This window comes from Maribellus mangrovi (assembly GCF_037646455.1).
In the GTDB taxonomy this organism is placed as follows: domain Bacteria; phylum Bacteroidota; class Bacteroidia; order Bacteroidales; family Prolixibacteraceae; genus Draconibacterium; species Draconibacterium mangrovi_A.
In genome coordinates this window covers 329,362-350,825 of the sequence record NZ_JBBIXN010000002.1, presented here as the reverse complement: position 1 = coordinate 350,825, position 21,464 = coordinate 329,362, and the positions used below count along the sequence as shown (strand labels likewise).

At 40.2% G+C, this 21,464-nt stretch carries 10 protein-coding genes; 9 read left to right on the top strand and 1 reads right to left on the bottom strand.

Features of this window, described 5'->3' with window-relative positions:
* The first annotated feature begins 11 nt into the window (after positions 1-11).
* The 7 genes from WFY05_RS09425 to WFY05_RS09395 all read left to right on the top strand — a co-directional run bounded on the left by WFY05_RS09425 (position 12) and on the right by WFY05_RS09395 (position 16,522).
* Positions 12-1,721, top strand: coding sequence for a RagB/SusD family nutrient uptake outer membrane protein (locus WFY05_RS09425; RefSeq protein ID WP_340112569.1), 1,710 nt, complete (start codon positions 12-14; stop codon positions 1,719-1,721).
* Positions 1,722-1,749: 28 nt separating this feature from the next.
* Positions 1,750-4,686 carry a T9SS type A sorting domain-containing protein gene (locus WFY05_RS09420; protein WP_340112568.1) on the top strand — a complete coding sequence of 979 codons (2,937 nt, stop codon included), beginning with the start codon at positions 1,750-1,752 and terminating at the stop codon, positions 4,684-4,686.
* Positions 4,687-4,787: 101 nt separating this feature from the next.
* Positions 4,788-7,337, top strand: coding sequence for a glycoside hydrolase (locus WFY05_RS09415; RefSeq protein ID WP_340112567.1), 2,550 nt, complete (start codon positions 4,788-4,790; stop codon positions 7,335-7,337).
* A 14-nt stretch (positions 7,338-7,351) separates the two neighbouring features.
* Positions 7,352-8,938, top strand: coding sequence for a glycoside hydrolase (locus tag WFY05_RS09410; RefSeq protein ID WP_340112566.1), 1,587 nt, complete (start codon positions 7,352-7,354; stop codon positions 8,936-8,938).
* A 30-nt stretch (positions 8,939-8,968) separates the two neighbouring features.
* Positions 8,969-10,354 (top strand): sugar porter family MFS transporter, encoded by a 1,386-nt coding sequence (locus WFY05_RS09405; protein WP_340112565.1) that lies wholly within the window; start codon positions 8,969-8,971, stop codon positions 10,352-10,354.
* A gap of 39 nt (positions 10,355-10,393) precedes the next feature.
* Positions 10,394-13,729: a DUF5107 domain-containing protein gene (locus WFY05_RS09400; protein WP_340112564.1), complete on the top strand. Its 3,336-nt coding sequence runs from the start codon at positions 10,394-10,396 to the stop codon at positions 13,727-13,729.
* Positions 13,730-13,747: 18 nt separating this feature from the next.
* The gene (locus WFY05_RS09395; protein ID WP_340112563.1) at positions 13,748-16,522 is read left to right on the top strand and encodes a DUF8487 domain-containing protein; all 2,775 of its coding nucleotides are present in this window, start codon (positions 13,748-13,750) and stop codon (positions 16,520-16,522) included.
* Between the two features lie 163 nt (positions 16,523-16,685).
* On the opposite strand, the gene WFY05_RS09390 is transcribed toward WFY05_RS09395, so the two are convergent.
* Positions 16,686-19,556, bottom strand: coding sequence for a BspA family leucine-rich repeat surface protein (locus WFY05_RS09390; RefSeq protein WP_340112562.1), 2,871 nt, complete (start codon positions 19,554-19,556; stop codon positions 16,686-16,688).
* Between the two features lie 676 nt (positions 19,557-20,232).
* Between WFY05_RS09390 and WFY05_RS09385 the strand changes: the two genes are divergently transcribed.
* Both WFY05_RS09385 and WFY05_RS09380 read left to right on the top strand, forming a co-directional pair.
* Positions 20,233-20,739, top strand: a complete 507-nt coding sequence (locus WFY05_RS09385) for a hypothetical protein (protein WP_340112561.1) — start codon at positions 20,233-20,235, stop codon at positions 20,737-20,739.
* A 123-nt stretch (positions 20,740-20,862) separates the two neighbouring features.
* Complete coding sequence (locus tag WFY05_RS09380; RefSeq protein ID WP_340112560.1) at positions 20,863-21,462, top strand: hypothetical protein; 600 nt, start codon at positions 20,863-20,865, stop codon at positions 21,460-21,462.
* The last annotated feature ends 2 nt before the right edge of the window (positions 21,463-21,464 follow it).

The window sequence follows — 21,464 nt, the reverse complement described above, 5'->3', positions numbered from 1 at the left end:
TAAGAACAGATATGAAACGAGCAAAACATTATATAAAAATCTCATCAATCCTGGGTGTCCTGATCATTCTTTTATCAGCTTGTCAGGAGCTTGATATGGAACAAGATACCGGAGTTACGGATGATCTGATGTGGAACAATCCAACCTATATCGATCGCTACATTGTTGATCTGATCAGTGAAATGCCAAATGGATTTAGCCCCGAAGGATTTAGCCAGGGTGAATTGTATGGGAATGCAACCGACGAAGCCGAAAATGCCAATCCATGGGCAAGCATTCAGAATTTCAATTCAGGAAACTGGAACTCTGTATCTCATCCCGATAATGTATGGAATAAATACTATAACGCCATATACAAGGTAAATCTGTTTTTGGAAGAAACGAAATCGACAACTTACGAAACATTTGAACCGGCTAACAGGCAGGTATTTCTTGAAAACCTGGCCTATTACAGAAATGAAGCCCTGTTCCTGAGGGCCTTGTATTACTACGAACTGATAAAAAGATACGGCGCAGTTGTTTTGGTGGGTGAAAATGTGGTGCAAGACATGGGTGATTTGTCGAACAGTGCATTTGCTGAAGGCAGAGCTACTTTCGAGGCGTGTGCTAACTATATTATTGACCAATGCGATTATTTGATCGACAACGAATTGCTGCCCTTGCTTGATGAAGGAGCTGACCAGGGAAGACCAAACGGAACCGCTGCAAAAGCTCTAAAATGTAAAACCTACTTGTTGTTGACCAGTTCAGTTTACAACAGTTCAGTTACTGAAGGTTCTGATCAGCAGAAACAGTACTGGAAACAGGTTTTAGATGTGGCACAAGACATTGCTTTCGATCGTGTATTTACATTTGGTCCCTACGACCAGTTTAATGGCACCAGCCCCGAAATTATTCTGGGTTACCGCCAGGCCGATATCAATTACATTGAGCAGGTTAACTTTCCGGTAGGTTCGGAAGGAGTTCTAACCACAGGAAGCACAAATCCAACTCAAAATTTGGTTGATGCCTACCGTATGTTGAACGGCAAAAAGATTGATGAACCTGGATCAGGATATGATCCGGCAAATCCTTATGAAAACCGTGATGAGAGATTGTTGCACACCGTAATTGTAAACGGCAGCAATTGGGACGAAAGAAATACGGAATCTCGAATAATCGAAATATTTAAAGGTGGACGCGACGGAATGGATCGTGATTATGGTACTAAAACAGGCTATTATTTGAGAAAGTTTCTTGATCCTACACTCGACCTGAGACAAGGACAAACATCGAATCGCGAATGGCCAATTTTCCGGTTTGCCGATATGGTTCTGATCTGGGCAGAGGCTGCCAACGAATTATACGGTCCTTCTAACTTGGGAGAGTCTTATTTAACAGCTACTACATTGCTAAATCAGACCGTTATGCGTCATGGCGGGCTGCCTGAAATCATGCTGAATAGTATGAGTAAAGAAGAAATGAGAGACAGAATTCGTGAAGAGCGCTTTATTGAATTTGCTTTCGAAGATCAGAGAGCATGGGATGTACGTCGGTGGGGGATTGCACCGGAGGTATTAAGCCAGCCGGTATATAAAATGGATATTACTCAAAATTCGGACGGTTCGTACAATTACCAGAAAATGGAATTGGAAGACAGGTATTTCGAAGAGCGCATGAATCTATATCCAATTCCACAGCGGGATGTGAACAACGGACTAACTCAGAATATGGGTTGGTAATGTAATTACAACATTAAAACAAGGAAAAATGAAAAAAATAAAATATTTAGTTGCATTATTAATCTGTTGGAGTTCTCTGGCGGTAGTTCACGCCCAGGAGCATTTTATGCCAAAAACAGACGGGACGAAATATTACCTGCTTATCTACGATGGAGCAGGAAATGAAAAAGTATTAAGTTTCCATCCCGAGGTAGCATCGTGGTCGGATCAGTTAGGATATTCAGATTATTTCGATGGCTCAGGATCACAGCTTTGGGTGTTTGATGAGCAGGAGCAAAATCCGGGCTATATCAATGTTCGTAACCTGGATGAGAGTTTAAGTGATAAGCATTTTTTGAAATCATGGAGTAACCTGGCCTATCTTGAACCTCAGGATGCAGATCATGGACGAGAAGGGAACGAGACACATGATAAGGAACTGGCGTTTCGATTCACTAATATTTTTGATGATTGGTATGCATTTGAAACTATTGATAAACCGGCCGATTTAAGTGGAATGAATTATTCTCCCGGTCCCAATGCCCTGAATTTTGACGCAAGTGGCATTGCTGCCTTTCGTCTGAAAACAGCTGATATTACGCAGGAGAATGCTGTAAATTGTGTTTTTAAACTCGTCGAGTTCAATCCAATTGCCCTGTTTGAATCTTCCATTGAAAGAGGTATGGAATTATATGAGGCTAATTCAGACATATCAGAAGTAGTTCTTGCTGACTTTTTCTACGCTTTGGAAAAAGCCCGGGAAGTAAGGGTTTTTGGAACCGATGGTGAGATGCTTAATTACCAGCCAACTATTGATGCGGCAACGGCGGCTTTCAATAATTATCTAAGTTTATCTGATGAGGTCGAGAATGCAAAAGCGTTCATCGATTCTTCAGCGGTTGACGACGATATTAAGGAATCATTTAATGCTTTGATTGATAACCTTGAAGAGTTTCTTGCATCAGATAATCCTGATTATGCTTCCATCGACAGTTTAAGTAATAACCTTTCGGTAGCACAGAATTTAGTGGAAGCGATTATGCAGGCTGAAGATTATGCTGCTACTTTGGTTGATCTTGATGATCCAAGATACAATTCAGGCGTACTCCTTTCAGTAGAATCGTCGAAAGCTGTGTTGGCTGAACCGACAAGCAACGCTGATGATTATAATAATGCAATAAATGTAATGGACAAAGTTCAACAACTGATAGCCGAAATATTTACGGCAAATGATTTAATTGCCAATACACAAGAATTTGAAGAAGCTAAACAGGAGTTGAATAACGCCATTGAAGATGCGTTGACATTAATAAATACCGAAGGGGTAACAGCACAACAACTGGATGAAGGTATCGTAGCTATGCAAGCTGCAATAGTAGCATTCCAGAAAGCTTTGGAAGCCGGTGATACCAGTGTTGAGCTAATTAATGCGGATTTTGAAAATGAATTTGAAAAATGGAACTCAACTTCTGATACTGATTGGCTGCCTTATACCGAAGATAAAGGAGTTGACGGCTCGAAGAATATGACCATCTGGCAAGGGGCCGATTATACTTTTATTACGTATCAATCTATTTCAGACCTGCCGAACGGAACCTATGAGCTAAGTGTTATGTCGGTTGTAAGTAACGATAGCACCATTGCACTTTTTGCAAGAAGTGGTGATACTGAAGAAATTAAACCACTGGCCTTTGAGGAATGGACAAATACAAAACGTATGCTGAAAATTGAGGTTACAAACGGCGTGCTGGAATTTGGAATAAAAGGAGTGGGAGCCAATAACGGAATTCCGGCCAATAACTGGGGAACCTTTGATAATTTCGAATTAAAATGGCTGTCTAACATCAGTGTTGTAAATCCGGGATTTGAAAATGAGTTTGAAGGCTGGACCTCAACATCTGATACAGATTGGTTGCCTTATATTGAGGATAAAGGTGTTGACGGGTCGAAAAATATGACCATCTGGCAAAGTGCCAACTATACTTTTATTAATGGTCAAACTTTGCAGAATCTGCCGAATGGCAAGTACCAGGTTTCGGTAATGAGTGTAGTGAGTAACGACAGTACTATTTTCTTATATGCCGATGGTGGTGAAATGGTTGAAGAACCACTGGCCTTTGAAGAATGGACAAATACAAAACGGAAATTAGTAGTTAGCGTTACAAACGGCAGTCTTACTTTTGGTATAAAAGGTGCCGGAGCCGAAAATACAATCCCTGCAAACAATTGGGGAACTTTCGATAATTTCGAGGTGGTTCGTTTGCCTGAGGTTGATCTGATTAATCCTGGTTTTGAGGAAGAGTTTTTGGGATGGGATCATGAATCGGATACCGATTGGCTGCCTTATACCGAAGATAAAGGTGTTGATGGTTCGAAGAACATGACTATCTGGCAAGGAGCAGATTACACTTTCATTTGCGGACAAACAGTAAACGGTTTATTGGATGGAAGCTACCAGGTTTCGGTAATGTCAGTAGTGAGTAACGACAGTACAATTTTCTTGTATATTGATGGCGGAGAATTAGTGGAAAAGCCACTTGCATTTGAAGAGTGGAGCAACACCAAACGTAGCCTGGCGGCAGCTGTTAGCGGAGGAACACTAACCTTTGGTATTAAAGGTGCCGGAACAGAAAATACGATTCCAGCAAACAACTGGGGAACTTTTGATAATTTCGAACTGAAACTGCAATCAATTATTCCTTATTACGAGATTGTAATACCAAATGCACCAAAAGCAATGGTTACTAATGTAGATATTCAGGAATCGGAGAATGAAATAGTTTATTGGCAAAGTGGTCAAAAACTAAATATTCGTTCTATAAATAATATTGTGAAATATTCCGTATATAATATTCTTGGAGCTCAGGTTGAACAAGGTGAAACCCTCAGTACTACAATTTCGATACCAGTGAAACAAGGTGTTTATATTGTAAAAGTGTTAACTGAAAACGGATACGTAGACACCGAGAAAGTTTCAATTAGATAGTTTAGTTTGGTTAGAGGAAAGAAGATGTTCATCCGAACATCTTCTTTTTCTTCTCATTGGGTTCTAATAATTTAGAGCTGTAGTTTTTTCAAGCGATCGTTATGAACTTTTTTAAGCTGTTTTTGGGATTTATATTACTTTGTGTAAATAGTATTGCTTTTACACAAAGCAATATTCAACCGATTGCAAACTATACATTTAACGGTGGCGCCGCAGTTGACGAAACAGGAAACTCGGAGTTGTTCCTTTATAACAATGCGTCAATGTTTTCCGATAGCGAAAGAGGTTCTGTTTTACAATTCTCCGCAGACGATAAAAGTTATGCAGCATTTAATAAGAACTTACTTGATACAGATACCTTCACGATTTCTTTCTTTTTCTTTTGGGAAAATGTCAATGCCGGTTCATGGCATCAGCTTTTTGAAATTCACAATCAGGAAACAAATTCAAATTTGTTTTTTACACCTCAGATTGGATGGGGAGGTTACGGTTGCGCTTTAATTAGCGACAGCAAAGAATACAGCTTGTACGAAACCATTGAAACCAGTGTTCTTCAAAAGAATAAGTGGTTGCATATTGCAATTACTTTTGAGGATAAACTGGCAAAGATTTATCTGGATGGATCTGAGATCTCAAGCGGATATCTCAATATTTCTCCCGCATTAATTCAGGGTGATTCATTGTATTTAGGGGGTAATCCACATCGCTCTGACAATTATTATATTTCAGCACGTTTAGATGAAATTAAAGTTTTTGATCAGGCGCTTTCAACAAATCAAATTCAGGCGGTTTATAACGAGACTGAAATTCCTGCACCCGAAAACAAAACTACAAACTGGGAGACAGCGGGTGATACAATTGATCTGAATATCGATCTTTCAGCTAAAAAACAGACCATTCAGAATTTTGGTTCGTCGGATGCCTGGAATACGGAACGTATCGGCAAATACTGGCCGGAAGAGAAAAAGGAAAAGCTGGCCGAATTGTTATTTAGTACGGAAAAAGATGCCAACGGAAATCCGTTGGGAATTGGACTTTCTGCTTGGCGTTTTAATATTGGTGCCGGAACAGCAGAACAAGGAGCCGCCAGCCGAATTAGCGAAGAATCGCGCAGAACAGAAGGATTTTTGAATGCCGACGGTCGCACTTACAATTGGGAAAAGCAGGAAGGACAACAGTGGTTCCTGCAAAAAGCCAATCAATACAATATTCATCATTTAATCGGGTGGCAAAACAGCCCGCCGGTAGCTTATACCGAAAATAATCTTGGATTTCGCGAATACGGAACCGAAATGGCAACAATTCTGAAGCCTGAATATTTTGATGATTATGCACGTTTTTTAGCCGATATCAGCGAGCATTTTGACAATAAAGGAATTCATTTCGATTATATTAGTCCGCTTAACGAACCGCAGTGGGGGTGGGCTCCTTCTACAAGCGGAGGCACTGTAACACAGGAAGGCACACCGTGGACCAACCAGGAGATTTTTGATGTGGTTTCAGCAATTGACGATGAATTTTCGTCTCGAAATATATTCAGCAAACTTTTTATCACTGAAGCCGGATCGATTAACAGTATGATCGGAGGAACAGGCCATGCCGATAACCAGTTGTATAAATTCTGGAACGCCAATTCCGGACTTTCATTGCTTGACAAATCATCTTTTTCTGATATCGTTTCTTATCACAGCTATTTTACCGATTATGGATCTGCGTTGGTTGATACACGCGAGGAAATGGTTCAAATGGCGCAGGTGTTAAATCCGAAACCGCAATTGTGGCAAACCGAATATTCGTTGTTGGCTGATGGTTACCGTTTTGGTTATCCTTCGAATGTGAAATTAACAGAGATGCAGTGTGCACTTTCGCTTTCCAGAACGATCATGGCTGATTTGAACATTGCCAATGTCTCGGCCTGGCAGTGGTGGACAACCTTTGAGATGGGAAAACATAATGGCGAATCGCGTTTTTGTTTGGTTGAAGCACTGACCAAAAATGATAACAGCGATGGTGTCTACCATTTAACGAAACTGTTTTATACGTTCGGAAATTTCTCACATTTCATTCGCCCTGAAATGACAAGAGTTGAGCTAACTCGCTCAGATAATCTGACCACAAGCGAAACCTACGATAATATTGTTTTTTCAGCTTATACAAATACGAAAGAGAATTCGCTGGTATTGGTTGCAGTAAATTTCACGGCAGATGCCAGGGCAGTAAACTTATCACTTGAAAATGCCAATGGAAAAACAATAAAAAATCAGGCACTCTTTTTAACCGACGAGTTTACAAATCTTGAAAAACAAGACATTGATCTCTCGGATGGAAATCTTATCATTCCGGCTCATTCAGTTGTAACTTACACGGCCGATTTGGAGGTGGAAACATCAATTGATCAGGACTTGAAAGAACAGGATTTTAAAGCATATTACAATGGACAGTCACAGCAAATTATAATTGATTTGCCATTGGGGCATTCCTACAAACAAATTAGCTTGTACAATATTTCCGGTCAGTTGCAGCTAACTATGCCGGTTGAGAAACAACAGCAAAGGATTAGCATTCCTGCAGCTGAATATAACAAAGGTATTTACTTCGTTTCCGGAATTGCCCCCGGTAAGCGGGAAACTGTAAAAGTCATCATATTTTAAAGGTGTAAGAAAAAATGAAATCTATTCTAATCATATTGTCAGTTTTGCTTTCGTTTCAGTTGTTGGCGCAAAACAACAAGGTAACAGTTCAGGTAAACCCGGATAAAACCTACCAAAGCATCCAAAATTTTGGAGCTTCTGATTCCTGGCGATGTCAATTTGTTGGCGAAAACTGGCCGGTAGAAAAACGTGAGAAAATTGCCGATTTGCTTTTTTGTATGGACACAGATGAAAGCGGAAATCCAATAGGAATTGGGCTATCAAACTGGCGATTTTATATTGGAGCCGGTTCTATGGAGCAGGGCGATGCTTCCGACATTGTAAATGTGTGGCGACGTTCGGAGTGTTTTCTGGATGCCGATGGAAATTACGACTGGACGAAATATAAAGGCCAGCGTTGGTTTTTACAGGCAGCCAAAGACCGGGGTGTTCCTGAGTTTACTGCATACACTATTTCGCCGCCCGTGTTTTACACTAAAAACGGACTGGCGCATGCAACAAAAGGCGATCTGGGTTTTAACCTGAAAGAAGACAAATACGAAGCTTATTCGAAATTTCTTGTAGATGTAGTGGAGCATTTTGAAAAGAATGAAAATATCCATTTTGCCTACCTGAGTCCGTTTAACGAACCGCAATGGGCATGGGATGCAAGCAATCAGGAAGGTACGCCGGCAACAAATAAAGAGCTTTACAAATTCACACGTATTTTATCGGATGAACTAGCCTCGCGTGGTTCAATTACCAAATTGCTTTTTGGTGAAGCCGGAGATGTGGAATACCTGTACAAAAAGAAAGGAAATAACTCAAATGGCGACCAGATCAATGTTTTCTTCAATCCGAAATCGGAGATGTATCTTGGCGATCTGAAAAACCTGGAATATGCCATTACCTCGCACTCGTATTTTACCACCTGGCCTATAAAAGCACAAATCGAATACCGCCAAAAACTGGCAGAGCGTTTAACCGAGATAAATCCTGAATTGGATTACTGGCAAACCGAGTTTTGTATTCTGGAAAAGAATGACGAAACCACCGGTGGTTGGGGACGCGACACCGGAATGCCGACAGCCTTGTATGTGGCTCGTGTTATTCATTCCGATCTTACAATTGCAAATGCACGTTCGTGGGATTGGTGGACAGCACTCTCGCAGTTTAATTACAAAGATGGCCTTGTTCACCTAGACGACGGGAAAGGCCCTGGAGTTAATAACGCTACAGGACAGTTGAATTACGATTTGCGTTTCGATGGCGAAATTACAGAGACCAAATTGCTGTGGGCAATGGGTAACTATTCAAGGTTTGTGCGTCCTGATATGGTACGGATTGATGCAAAAATTGAGAACAGTTTATCGCTGGTGGAGCAGGCAACAGATTTGCAGGTAGCAGCTTTTAAGGACCTGTCTTCAGGGAAACTGGTATTTGTTTTTATGAACTATAAAGACGAAGATAAACCGGTAAGTTTAGCCGGGAGGGTGCAAGCTAGAGATAAAGCAGCTCTTTATATCACTGACGAAACAAGAGATCTTGAAAAAAGCACCGTTCAATTGGAAGAGCTTGTAATTCCTAAACGATCGGTTGCAACTTTAGTGATAGAAAAATAGAAAAACATAAATCAACAAGTCAACTTAACAATGCAAAAATTAAACACAAGGTACATATTCACGATCTCAATGGTTTCGGCAATGGGAGGTCTGCTGTTTGGATACGATTGGGTCGTAATAGGTGGAGCAAAACCGTTTTACGAGCAGTTCTTCCACATCAGTCAAAGTCCTTTTTTGCAGGGGTGGGCTATGAGTTCTGCACTTCTTGGATGTCTATTGGGGGCCTTAACTTCAGGAGCTTTTAGCGACCGATTAGGACGGAAAAAACTACTCATATTTTCAGCTTTCCTTTTTACGCTCTCCGCAATAGGTACGGGAGCATCAAACAATTTTACTCCATTTATTATTTACCGCATTTTGGGTGGTGTTGGTATTGGGCTGGCATCTAATTTATCGCCCATGTATATTGCAGAAGTCTCGCCTGCATCAATGCGTGGAAAATTTGTTTCACTGAATCAGCTAACCATTGTGATCGGGATTTTGGGAGCACAAATTGCCAACTGGCAAATTGCTCAACCTGTTCCGGAAGGTGCTACAGCTGCCGATATTCTGGCATCTTGGAACGGACAAATGGCATGGCGCTGGATGTTCTGGGCCGAGACTTTACCGGCTGGAGCATTTTTCCTGCTCATGTTTATCGTTCCTGAAAGCCCGAGATGGCTGGCTAAAAATGGCAACGAAAATAAAGTATTGAGTATTCTTGGTAAGATTGGCGGAGAAGAGTACGCCAAAAAAGAATATAAAAGCATTCACGAAAACCTGGTGCACGATAAAGGCCGAGTGAATTTTAAATTCCTGAATTCTCCCGGAATGCGCAAGATATTATTGATAGGTATTGTTATTGCAGCTTTTCAGCAGTGGTGCGGTATCAACGTTATCTTCAATTATGCGCAGGAAGTATTTGCTGCAGCCGGTTATGGTGTTTCCGACACCCTTTTCAATATTGTGGTTACCGGAAGTGTAAACCTTGTTTTCACATTTGTGGCCATTTATACGGTTGACAAACTAGGCCGCCGGGTGCTGATGATTCTAGGTTCAGCCGGATTGGCCGGTATTTACGCTTTAATGGGAGCCGGATATTATTTTCAGGTTACCGGGTGGCCTCTGTTACTTCTTGTTGTTTTAGGAATTGCCTGTTATGCCATGTCGTTGGCGCCGGTTACCTGGGTTGTACTTTCCGAGATCTTTCCAAATCGTATTCGCGGTGCGGCCATGTCGTTCGCAACAGCATCGTTGTGGATTGCTAGTTTCCTGTTGACCTACACATTTCCATTGTTAAATTCAGCCTTTGGCGCCTCAGGTACTTTCTGGTTATACGGAATAATCTGTGCTGCAGGACTGTTGTTCATATACAAACGATTACCGGAAACAAAAGGTAAATCACTGGAAGAAATTGAAGTGGAGATTTTGAACTAATGAGAATTGAGATTGCATTAACAGAGAAAGTAATAGATGATGAAACAAGTAAAAGCGCACATAGACAACCTGGTACTTCCCACTTACGAATTGGGAAAATCAGAAATTAACCCCGTATTCTTTGAAAAAAGAGTTTACCAGGGATCATCGGGTAAAGTTTATCCGGTTCCGTTTATCGATAAGGTTTACGATCATAAAGTAGATCGGAATTACCAGGCAGCAACACTTGAAAACGAGTTTGTGAAACTGGTAATGTTGCCCGAAATCGGTGGAAGAATATTTGAAGCGCAAGATAAAGCCAATAATAATTACAACTTTTTCTACCAGCAGAAGGTGATTAAACCGGCGCTTGTTGGTTTAGCCGGCCCCTGGATTAGTGGAGGTGTGGAGTTTAACTGGCCACAGCACCACCGTCCGGGAACGTATTTGCCCAGCGATGTTTACATTGAAGAAGAAGCTGACGGTGCCAGAACGATCTGGATGTCGGAGTACGACCCGATGTACCGTCTGAAAGGAATGCACGGAATTCGCATTCGCCCTAACAGTGCTTTGGTTGAATTGCGGGGACGCTTGTTTAACCGCACGCCGCTGACACAAACGTTCTTGTGGTGGGCAAACGTGGCTGTTGAGGTGCATAAAGATTACCAAAGCTTTTTCCCGCCCGATGTGCATTATGTGGCTGACCACGCAGTGCGTGCACAAAGTAGTTTCCCTTTTGCTGAGAACGATTATTACGGCATTCCTTACCACGAAAGACCGGGTAGAAACGATTTACGTAATTACAATAATATTCCTGTGCCAACCAGCTATATGGTTTGCGATACGAAATACGATTTCTTTGGAGGATACGATTTTAAAGAAGACGGTGGATTTATTCACGTTGCTAATCGTCATATTGCGCCGGGTAAAAAACAGTGGACTTGGGGAAGTGAAGATTTTGGCCGTGCCTGGGATCGTGAACTGACCGATGAAGGTGGACCATATTTCGAGTTGATGGCAGGCGTTTATACCGATAATCAGCCCGATTTTACTTACCTGCTTCCTTACGAAACAAAAACTTTCTCGCAATTCTGGTGGAGCTACAAAAATCTGGGACCGGTACAAAATGCCAATAAAGATTTGGCTATCCGGTTCGAGATTCAGCAAGGAAATAAATTGGATTTAGGTGTTGCAGGTAGCCGTAAATTCGAAAACCTTCAATTCATTCTAATTATCGGTAACGAGAAGAAAGTTTTTGAAAATCAAACGATATCACCTGAAAAACCATGGAAAGATACTTCTATTCAGATTGAGGCGGGACAGGAGAATTCAATTTCGTTGATTGTGGTTGATGAAACTGGAAAAGAATTAATCGCCTATCATCATCGAGAAGTTCCAAAAGAACGCAACCGTAAACTGGCATTTGAGCCAAAACAGCCCAATGAAATTGAAAGTGCCAATGAGTTGGAATTGATTGGCGAACACCTGGAGTTGTATCGTCATCCTACGCGTTACCCGGAACCATATTGGCAGGAAGCCATAAAAAAAGATCCGAATAGCTACAAATCATACATTGCTTTAGGTCGCGTTGAGCTTAAAAATGGCAAGTTTGCCGAAGCTGAAAAGAACTTCAGAACGGCTATTGATATCATGACCACTTATCACCCAAACCCGGCATCGGGAGAGGCACATTATTTCTGTGGTTTAGCTTGTTCTCTTCAGGGCCGAAAAGACGAAGCTTACGGATTATTTTACAAGTCGACCTGGAACTTCGAGTGGCGATCATCTGCCTACTATCAGTTGGCAACGCTCGATTGTTTGAAGGCTGATTATGATACAGCTTTAGAGCATTTGGAAGCATCGTTGGATACCAACCGTCAGAACAATAAAGCATACATCTTAAAAGCTATAATCCTGAAAAATCAGGGCGAAAAAGCAACTGCAGAAACCGTGCTGGCAGAACTGTTCAAAACAGATGCACTCGATCAGTGGGCAAAATTCGAATTGGCCACCTTGTCGGGTAATTTCGATGAGTTTATCGAGTCATCAAGAAACGATGCACAAACAATAATCGACATTGCGTTTGATTATGCCAAAGCCGGTTTTTATCAGGAAGCAATTGAAATTATCGAGTTGCATCATAAAAACGAAGTTCCTGAGTGTGTTGTGCCAAATCCGATGGCAAAGGCAGTAATGACCGAGTTTGTTTTGGCCTGGTTATACGAATTGAGCGGTGATAACACAAAAGCTGCTGAGATTCTTTCACAAACAAAATCAGCGTCGTATGATTATGTTTTCCCATCGCGTACTTACGAACAACTGGTGTTGGAATGGGCATTGCAAGTTGATTCGGAAAATACAATTGCAGCTTTCGGATTAGGGAATTATTATTTCAACCTGAAGCGTCATAAAGATGCAATAAGCATATGGGAAAAAGCCGCCGATGCAAACAGTAAATACGGTACGCTGTATCGTAATTTAGGAATCGCTTATTGGAATACTTTTGAAGATGGCGAAAAAGCAAGAGAAGCTTTCCTTAAAGCTGTTGAACTGGCTCCGAACGATATGCGTATTCGTTACGAATTCGACCAGTTGCGTAAAAAATTGAACGACGATCCGAAACAACGATTGGAAGATCTGTTGTCGATTAAAGACCAGATTACAACCCGCGATGATTTTTCGGTTGAACTGGCTGCGCTGTACAATTTTAACGGTGAATACAACAAGGCATTAAACCTCCTTGAAAACCGTGATTTCCATCCATGGGAAGGTGGTGAAGGCCAGGTTCTGCGTCAGTTTACCTACGCCTGCTTAAAACTTGGACAACTGGCCTTGCAAAACGGAGATGCTGAATCGGCTTTGGAGTACTTTAATAAATCAGTAAATACACCGGATAATCTGGGTGAAAAATACCATCCGCTTCAGGCAGTTGCACACATTAATTACTGGAAAGGCATGGCTCTGAAAGCGTTCGGAAAGACAGAAGAAGCCAAAGCACATTTCCTTGAAAGTAAAAACGAAGAAGGCGACTTTATTGATATGGCCGTGAGTACTTATTCAGAATTGTCGTACTACAAAGCCCTGTCGCTAAATGAATTGGGTGAGAAAGTTGAGGCTCAGAATTTATTGGAGGATATTAAGAAATTTGGAGAATCCAAGTTGAACGAGAAAGCGCAGATTGACTATTTTGCAACTTCGCTGCCACTGTTGCTGGTTTTCGAAGATGATATCCAGAAACGAAATACCATTGATGCGAAATACCTGATTGCATTAGCGCATGTTGGTCTCGGATCATATGGCGATGCAATTGACAATCTGAAAGAAGTATTGCAGTTGAATTCGATGCATGTGGGCTCAAAGAATTTATTGGAACAGGTTACTGCTGAAGTTTCGTAAGAATTAATTGAAAATGTTATGAGATTGAAATATAGTGTTTTAGTATTATTTATAGCCATTGTTTTTGCGGGGTGTTCAAAATCGTCAGTAAAGGAAATCAACCTGGCCGGAGAATGGTCTGTGAAACTCGATTCCATGAACATTGAAATGGATGAAAGATGGGCCGATAAAAGGCTGGACGATGTGTCGGTTCAGTTACCAGGTACTTTAGACGATGCCGGATTAGGAAAGGCAAATACGCAAGAGCCGGTAATGGACAACAGTGTAATGTGGGGACTTACTCGAAAGCATCAATACATTGGAAAAGCTTGGTACCAGAAAGAAGTTGATATTCCGGCGAATTGGGAAGGGAAAAACATCGAGTTGGAACTGGAGCGTGTGATCTGGCAATCGCAGGTGTTTGTTGATGGAATGTCGGTTGGCAAAAACGAGAGTTTAACAACGCCACATTTCTTCGATTTAAGTTCGTTGTTAACACCGGGAAAGCACCTGATAACTGTTTGCATCGACAACTCGAATATATACCCGCTGATAAATGTGCAAAGCGACAAATATCCCGATCCGATAAATCAGGATTTGGCGCATGCCTACACCAATCATACGCAAATTAAATGGAACGGTATAATCGGCGATATCAAACTTACCGCATCAGAAGCAGGAAAAATTAAGGACTTGCAAGTGTATTCGAACGTTGCGGAAGGTACGATTAAAGCTATTTTTAAGAATACAGGCAATGTTGAAAATCTGAATTATCAAATTCTGACAACCGCTGGTGAAGTTGTTGCCGAAGGTGTAATTGAAAAAGGCGCTGAAGAAATCACACTTCCAAAACCTAAAGGAGTGGAACTCTGGGATGAATTCAATCCGAATTTATATGATTTTAAGGTAACTGCCGGAAATGAATCCACCACAGTAAGATTTGGTTACAGCCAGATTGCAAAAGATGGTGGTATGCTTACTTTAAATGGTAAACGAATCTTTTTACGTGGTAACCTGGAATGCGTGATCTTTCCCTTGACCGGTCATCCGCCAATGAAAGAAGAGGAATGGGCAAAGTTGATTGCACAAGCCAAAGCATATGGATTAAATCATCTGCGTTTTCACTCGTGGTGCCCACCTGACGCTGCATTTGAAGCCGCCGATGAGGCGGGGTTTTATTACCAGGTGGAACTGCCACACTGGAGTTTGCATTTTGGCGAAGATGAAAGAACAACCAAGTTTTTATTAAACGAAGCGGATAGGATTTTAAGCAATTATGGAAATCATCCTTCATTTATTATGATGGCGTTGGGTAATGAACTGGAAGGCGATGCCGATTTGATGAATTCTACAGTAGCAGCTTTACGCGCAAAAGATAATCGTCATTTATACATGACAACGACCTATTCGTTTCAGTATCCGTTAGGAACGATTGCTCAACCTGAGGATGACTTTTTTGTAACCCAAAAAACCGATAAAGGCTGGGTTCGCGGACAGGGTATTTTTAACGAGCAGTATCCTAATTTTAACGAAGATTATACTGCCACCAGCGAACATGTACCGGTTCCGTTAATTTCGCACGAAATCGGGCAATATTCTGTGTATCCCGACATGTCGGAAATTGAAAAATATACCGGTGTTCTTAAGCCGCTCAACTTTATGGCAGTTCGGAACGAACTCGAAAAAAACGGTTTGTTGGATCTGGCTGATAAATTAACTTATGCTTCAGGAAAACTGGCCGTAATTCTTTACAAAGAAGAAATTGAACGCGCTTTGAAAACGCCGGCATTCGATGGTTTTCAGTTGTTGCAATTACAGGATTTCCCGGGCCAGGGAACTGCGCTGGTTGGATTGTTGAATGCTTTCTGGGAGTCGAAAGGTGTAATCAGTGCTGAAGAATTTCGTCAGTTTAATGCCGAAGTGGTTCCGCTTATTCGTTTCGAAAAAGCAGTTTTTGAAGATGGCGAAACGTTTAAGGCTTCATTAGAGGTAGCCAACTTCTTTAAGGAAATGAATGGACAAACGCTGGCCTGGTCAATTGTTAACGACGCCGGCGAAACTGTGGATTCGGGAATCGAAAGCAATATCGATTTACAATTGGGCAACAATGGTAATTTAGGAAATATTGAGTTTGGCGTTAATGCTGAAAATGCTGAAAAAATAATGATCAATGTATCATTAAATGGTACAAGTTATAAAAACAGTTGGCCAATTTGGGTGTATCCAAAAGAGGCAAAAGTAACTTCTGATAAAGTAGTTGTAACCGCATCCTTTCAGCAGGCTAAGCAGGAATTAAAAAAAGGAAATACAGTACTGCTAAACCCTGATTATAATAAGCTGAAAGGAGTTGCCGGACGTTTTGTGCCAGTGTTCTGGAGTCCTGTACATTTCCCGAATCAACCAAGTTCAATGGGCTTGTTACTGGATGAAAATCATGCTGCTTTTAACGATTTCCCAACCGATGCATATACTGACTGGCAGTGGTGGGATTTGTGTATCAAGTCTAAATCGCTGATTGTAGATGGAATGGATGTAAAGCCAATTGTTCGGGTGATCGATAATTTTGTAACGAACCACCACCTGACCAATATTTTCGAAACAAAAGTAGGAGAGGGTAAACTGGTATTTTCATCCATCGATTTAATGAATAATCTCGATGAACGTCCTGTGGCGCGTCAATTACGGGCGAGTTTGTTGAAATACATGGAAAGCGATGCTTTTAATCCTGAAGGAAATGTAAGTATAGAAGACCTTAATTTTACTGATATAAATTCGGAAAAGAAATTTGAGGCTACTGATATTTATAATGATTGAAAGGATATCAGACGTAACGAGATAAAAAAAACGTTATGGATTTTGTTGGGAGTGTAATCTAAACACGGTCTGTTAATTTTCTTTCATTCAAGTCCAGCAATAAATAGCTAAATCCTCAGTATTTTTATCTTACACACTTTGTGAAAAACTCTATTCAATGGGCTTACTCTTTAATAATCTTTTCAGCAAATGATTTATTCTTGGAGGTCAAATTCATGATATAAAAGCCTGCAGGGAATTCAGATATGTCAATGGTATTGCTTACCAGGTGAAATGATTTTAACAACTGACCATTGGTACTATATATTTTTATGTCCACAGGTTCATTAAGATCTTCGATGGATACAATACCTGGGGTGGGATTGGGATAAACTGAGAATGATTCAGCTGTGAACAAGTCATCAATACCAACCTGCAGCGGACAGGTTCCCCATTTTGGGTAATATGCAGGTTGTAGGGATGGTGCAAAACCCACCGGTTCAGATGGAATGTTTTCGACGCACCAATTTGATAAATCCTGATTAAATATCATTGTCATCCCACCATCCTGAGAAAACATCCCGCTCATATTCCTTACGTTACTTACGTCCCAGGAACCGATATCCTGATTAAATGAGGTATTTGCATGAAATATCCCGCCCATATCTTCAACTCTGCCAACATCCCAGGAACCAATATTTTGATTAAAAGCATTATTGTGATAAAACATACTGTTCATATTCGTTACACTACTTACATCCCATTCTCCAATTTTCTGATTAAACGATGTACCTTTAAACATGTGTGACATATTTGTTACCTTGCCAACATTCCAGCCGCCAATATCCTGGTTAAAAGCACCTGCAGATTCAAACATTCCACCCATATCCGTCACATTTCCTACATTCCAGGAGCTAATATTTTGATTAAAAGCCCCATTACGAAACATTTCATGCATATTAGTCACCTTACTCACATCCCATAAATCCAAAGGTTGGTTAAACGTCATGCGTGCAAGAAAGGTAGCTCCAAACATAAAAGCCATATTTCTTACATTGCTCACGTCCCAGGAATTTATTTCTTGATTGAAATTGACTGCATATCCAAACATCCCTTCCATATTAGTCACCAGTCCTACATCCCACGCTCCAATATCCTGATTAAATGATGTGGCTAGATAAAACATATTTGGCATGAGAATTACATTCCTAACATCCCAGGCACCGATATCCTGGTTAAAGGAACGGGTACCATAAAACATGGACGACATATTCCGTACCCAACGAACATCCCATGATCCAATATCCTGGTTAAAGGAATCGGCGTCAAAGAACATGGAGGTCATATCCGATACCCTACTAACATCCCAGGAACTGATATCCTGATTGAAATCTTCCATGCCATAAAAAAGGCTATCCATATCAGGAACAAGCGAGGTACAAAGAATCGTTAAATCGGCGCCCTCATCTCGTCTTTTTTCAAGTAACTTTCTGTCCACTGCTTCATAAGTAATGCCATTAACCGTACCGGTATCTCCGGGTTGGCAGTTTTCACATTTGATAGTGATACTGTTTTCATCCAGGTAAAAGTAGGGATCAGCAGTTGTGCCGGTGATATTGAATTTTAAAACCTTTGAAATTAGTGGAGTAGTTGGGCTGAATTTTGATTCCAAACGTAACCATGCGGTGTATTGGCCGGGATCAAATAATCCAGGTGTAATCTCTAAAGTAATCACTTGGGAATCTTCGGGGGCCAGTTCAAATTCAGAGGGTGAAACAGACATTGCACTTGAATTAGTAGTACCGCTATTTTCAATATATGCAAATACTGAATCTGTTTTTGCTCCTGAATTAGACACAAAAAAGGTTGTATCAAATTTCGTTAAAATTAGAGAAAAGTCGCCTAAGTCCAGCCTTGAATTATCAAATGTTAAACGGGGATACAATACTTCACATAATGCATCAAAAATAATCCGGCTGTTTGCATTATCATCATTGGCCATTACTGCAATACATATACTATCTACAGGGGAATAGTAAACTTCGGTATTGACACCGGGTGACCAACCTGAATGTCCCCGGAATTCTGTATTAAATATAGAAAACCTGGATACACCCAAACCATAATCTTCCGGTCCGAAAGTAAGCATTTGCTCCATAGTTACCGGTTCCAGTATTTTGCCCTGCATCAAATACTTCATCCAGCGGGCCATATTTTCGGCGGTTGAAATGACACCACCGTTTCCAAAGGAAACACTGGCAACCGAAGTCCTTAATATGTCATGTATATCTTCCAATATGCCATCACCATCCAAATCAAACCACGGATGGGCAAAATCACCTGGTATGGTGTCTGACCAAGTGAAATAAGTGTGGTTGAGTCTGTTATTATCTCCCAGGTATTTATTCATCGCGTGCGGAAAATATAATCCTGTGGCTTCTTCGATAATCATACTTAGAAGACAATAATTAGTATTTGAATAGTGATAACCCATTCCGGGTGGGAAATAAGGCTCATGTACAAAAGTTGATAAGCGTTCTTCCTGCGTCCATAATTTATCCAGATCAGCGGATACTTTGGATTGAAAAGAAGGATCATCACCCATGTTGTAAACACCACTGGTATGATTTAACAACTGTTTTATGGTAATGGTGGTGTCAATGTAGGGGAATGCAGGAAGCCACTGATATAATGAGTCATCAAGATGCAATTTTCCATCATCCACCAACTGCAGTATCACCGCAGCGGTCATTGTCTTGCCGACACTTCCGGTTCTAAATAACATATCCGAACGAATAGTGTCATAATTAACAGGATCGGATATGCCGCTTGCACCCAACCAAATCGAATCATTGGGCAATAAGACTGCCGCAGAAAGGCCTTTTATGTTTTGTTGTTCGACCTGATTGTCTATTGCCTGCCGAAGTTGCGCAGCAAGACTGCTGTCAATATCCTCCACGATAGTTGGATATTTTTCAGTCGGAACTCGTAAATCTTTTGAATAGACATTATTTAATGCGAATAAAACAAAATATATGACTAATATTAATTTCATGACTTTTGTGCTAGCATCTTATTAAGATACGAATTAAAACACTGAAATACAATTAAATATGTACAATAAAGACTAATTTGTCTTATAATTTGAAGGCTATGTGGTTATGGTGCTAGTCCATAAATATAAGGATTCAGTATTTAACACTTCCTAAAAAATATGTAACTCTTCAAATCATTAATTAAATAGAATGAATTATTCACATACGAGTGTTATTATTGATCAATTCACAATCCAATAGCTTCATTCAATCCACCACCAAACTGCTAACATCTATTCTGAGGGTTGAGGTATACGCGAGAAAAATACTTTTACTTCTGGATAGGACTTTATACCAATGAAAGGAGAAAGTGCTGAATATCGGTGGCATGTAGACCCTCAGAATGGAAAATTAAAAAGTTTGATAGCTCTTCCATCCGAGGAGAGATAGTATTATTTCATTAACATTCAACGTGTATGTTGTGCAATCCAGTCCTAAATTTTCCAGCGAAGAAATGAGTACCTGATTTCTGATTTGCTCACCAATCAGGTGAATTATTATGTGTTTAGTATTCATGATTAACATTTTAATTTGTGATGATGATCAATCAACAACCCTAAATATGAAACATTAAAACACCATATCTCACTGCCTTGTAATAGATTACATTATTTATTCCTAAATTGTAAAGAAAAAATGAAAACATGTTACGCTACAATATTCTTATTGTCAGTACTTCTTTTTTTTAATACTGCATGCGAGACACATCCTTACAACACGCTTACTATGGTTTATGGTGAAGCAACCCTAACAGATCTAGTCTCAATTGATAATGGTATTCAAAGGTACTACCCTGTCTTTTCCTGGCAGATCAATCCTGATAGTATTGGATTAAGAGAATTCAGTAACTGTCGATTATCCCTAAATAAGGAGAAAGAGTATTATATCAGTTATCATTTCGTTTTTTATACCTATGAGGATACTGTACTTTTTGAATGGGAGGATTATGGACAATATGATCTTGATTTTGATGGTTATCATTTCAATTCAGCTATTGGAAACAATTGGGATAGCAGATCCTATTTGCAAGAAGATCTAAACACATTACATATGAACGATATCCCAAATATAAAGGATTGGGATTTGAGTATGGATTGGGATTTAAGTAATTGTAGTTTTGAAGAGGTCAAAGTATATTATTAAAGGACAACTAATAAGTCTATTCAATTCGATTGCCTCCTATTATCTGCTAACAAATTGCTGTAAAAATTTAACTCACATCTTATGTATTATTTTGTTACATTTAATAACTTAAAAACCAAATCTATGAGATACATTGTCTTCCCAATAATATTTTGGTGTCTGATTTCTTCTTATAGTAATGCTCAAACAAATTATGGCGAAAATTTAGTACTTACAGTTGAAAAAGTTATTAACTCTAATGCTAAGGAGTTCTTTTTCAAGCCAAATACAAAGATTCGCATCTATACTTCTCGAGGTAAATTAGTAAAAGGATCTGTCTCTTCCTTGTTACAGAATGCAATTGTTATAAATTCAATTAGGACAACCTATAGCGATAATTATTCTGCCAATTATAAAAAGATGCACTCTAATGGCATGGATACGATCCTACTTGCTGACATTAGTTGGATAAAAGGAAGGGTATTCAAGGATGAAGGGAGAAAGGTTGCTGGTGGAATGTTGACACTTGTTTCAATTCCTGCTGCATACTTTCCTTTGTATGCTGCTGCTTGGGGAGCTATAGGCCCAGCCTTTTTACTTGCAATACCAGTTGTAGGAATAATGGCAGGAGGAATTTCTCTAATGGGACCACGTAAATTCAAAACGGATAGTGGATGGGGTGTAAAAATAATCCCAAACGCCAATAATCAATTGATGCTTATTCAGCACAATGGCTTCATTTAAAC

Bases quoted from the DNA above. Each gene is read 5' to 3' on its own strand.
- WFY05_RS09425 (WP_340112569.1), top strand. From the start codon at position 12: ATGAAACGAGCAAAACATTATATAAAAATCTCATCAATCCTGGGTGTC.
- WFY05_RS09385 (WP_340112561.1), top strand. From the start codon at position 20,233: ATGAAAACATGTTACGCTACAATATTCTTATTGTCAGTACTTCTTTTT.
- WFY05_RS09415 (WP_340112567.1), top strand. From the start codon at position 4,788: ATGAACTTTTTTAAGCTGTTTTTGGGATTTATATTACTTTGTGTAAAT.
- WFY05_RS09380 (WP_340112560.1), top strand. From the start codon at position 20,863: ATGAGATACATTGTCTTCCCAATAATATTTTGGTGTCTGATTTCTTCT.
- WFY05_RS09420 (WP_340112568.1), top strand. From the start codon at position 1,750: ATGAAAAAAATAAAATATTTAGTTGCATTATTAATCTGTTGGAGTTCT.
- WFY05_RS09390 (WP_340112562.1), bottom strand. From the start codon at position 19,556: ATGAAATTAATATTAGTCATATATTTTGTTTTATTCGCATTAAATAAT.
- WFY05_RS09410 (WP_340112566.1), top strand. From the start codon at position 7,352: ATGAAATCTATTCTAATCATATTGTCAGTTTTGCTTTCGTTTCAGTTG.
- WFY05_RS09395 (WP_340112563.1), top strand. From the start codon at position 13,748: ATGAGATTGAAATATAGTGTTTTAGTATTATTTATAGCCATTGTTTTT.
- WFY05_RS09400 (WP_340112564.1), top strand. From the start codon at position 10,394: ATGAAACAAGTAAAAGCGCACATAGACAACCTGGTACTTCCCACTTAC.
- WFY05_RS09405 (WP_340112565.1), top strand. From the start codon at position 8,969: ATGCAAAAATTAAACACAAGGTACATATTCACGATCTCAATGGTTTCG.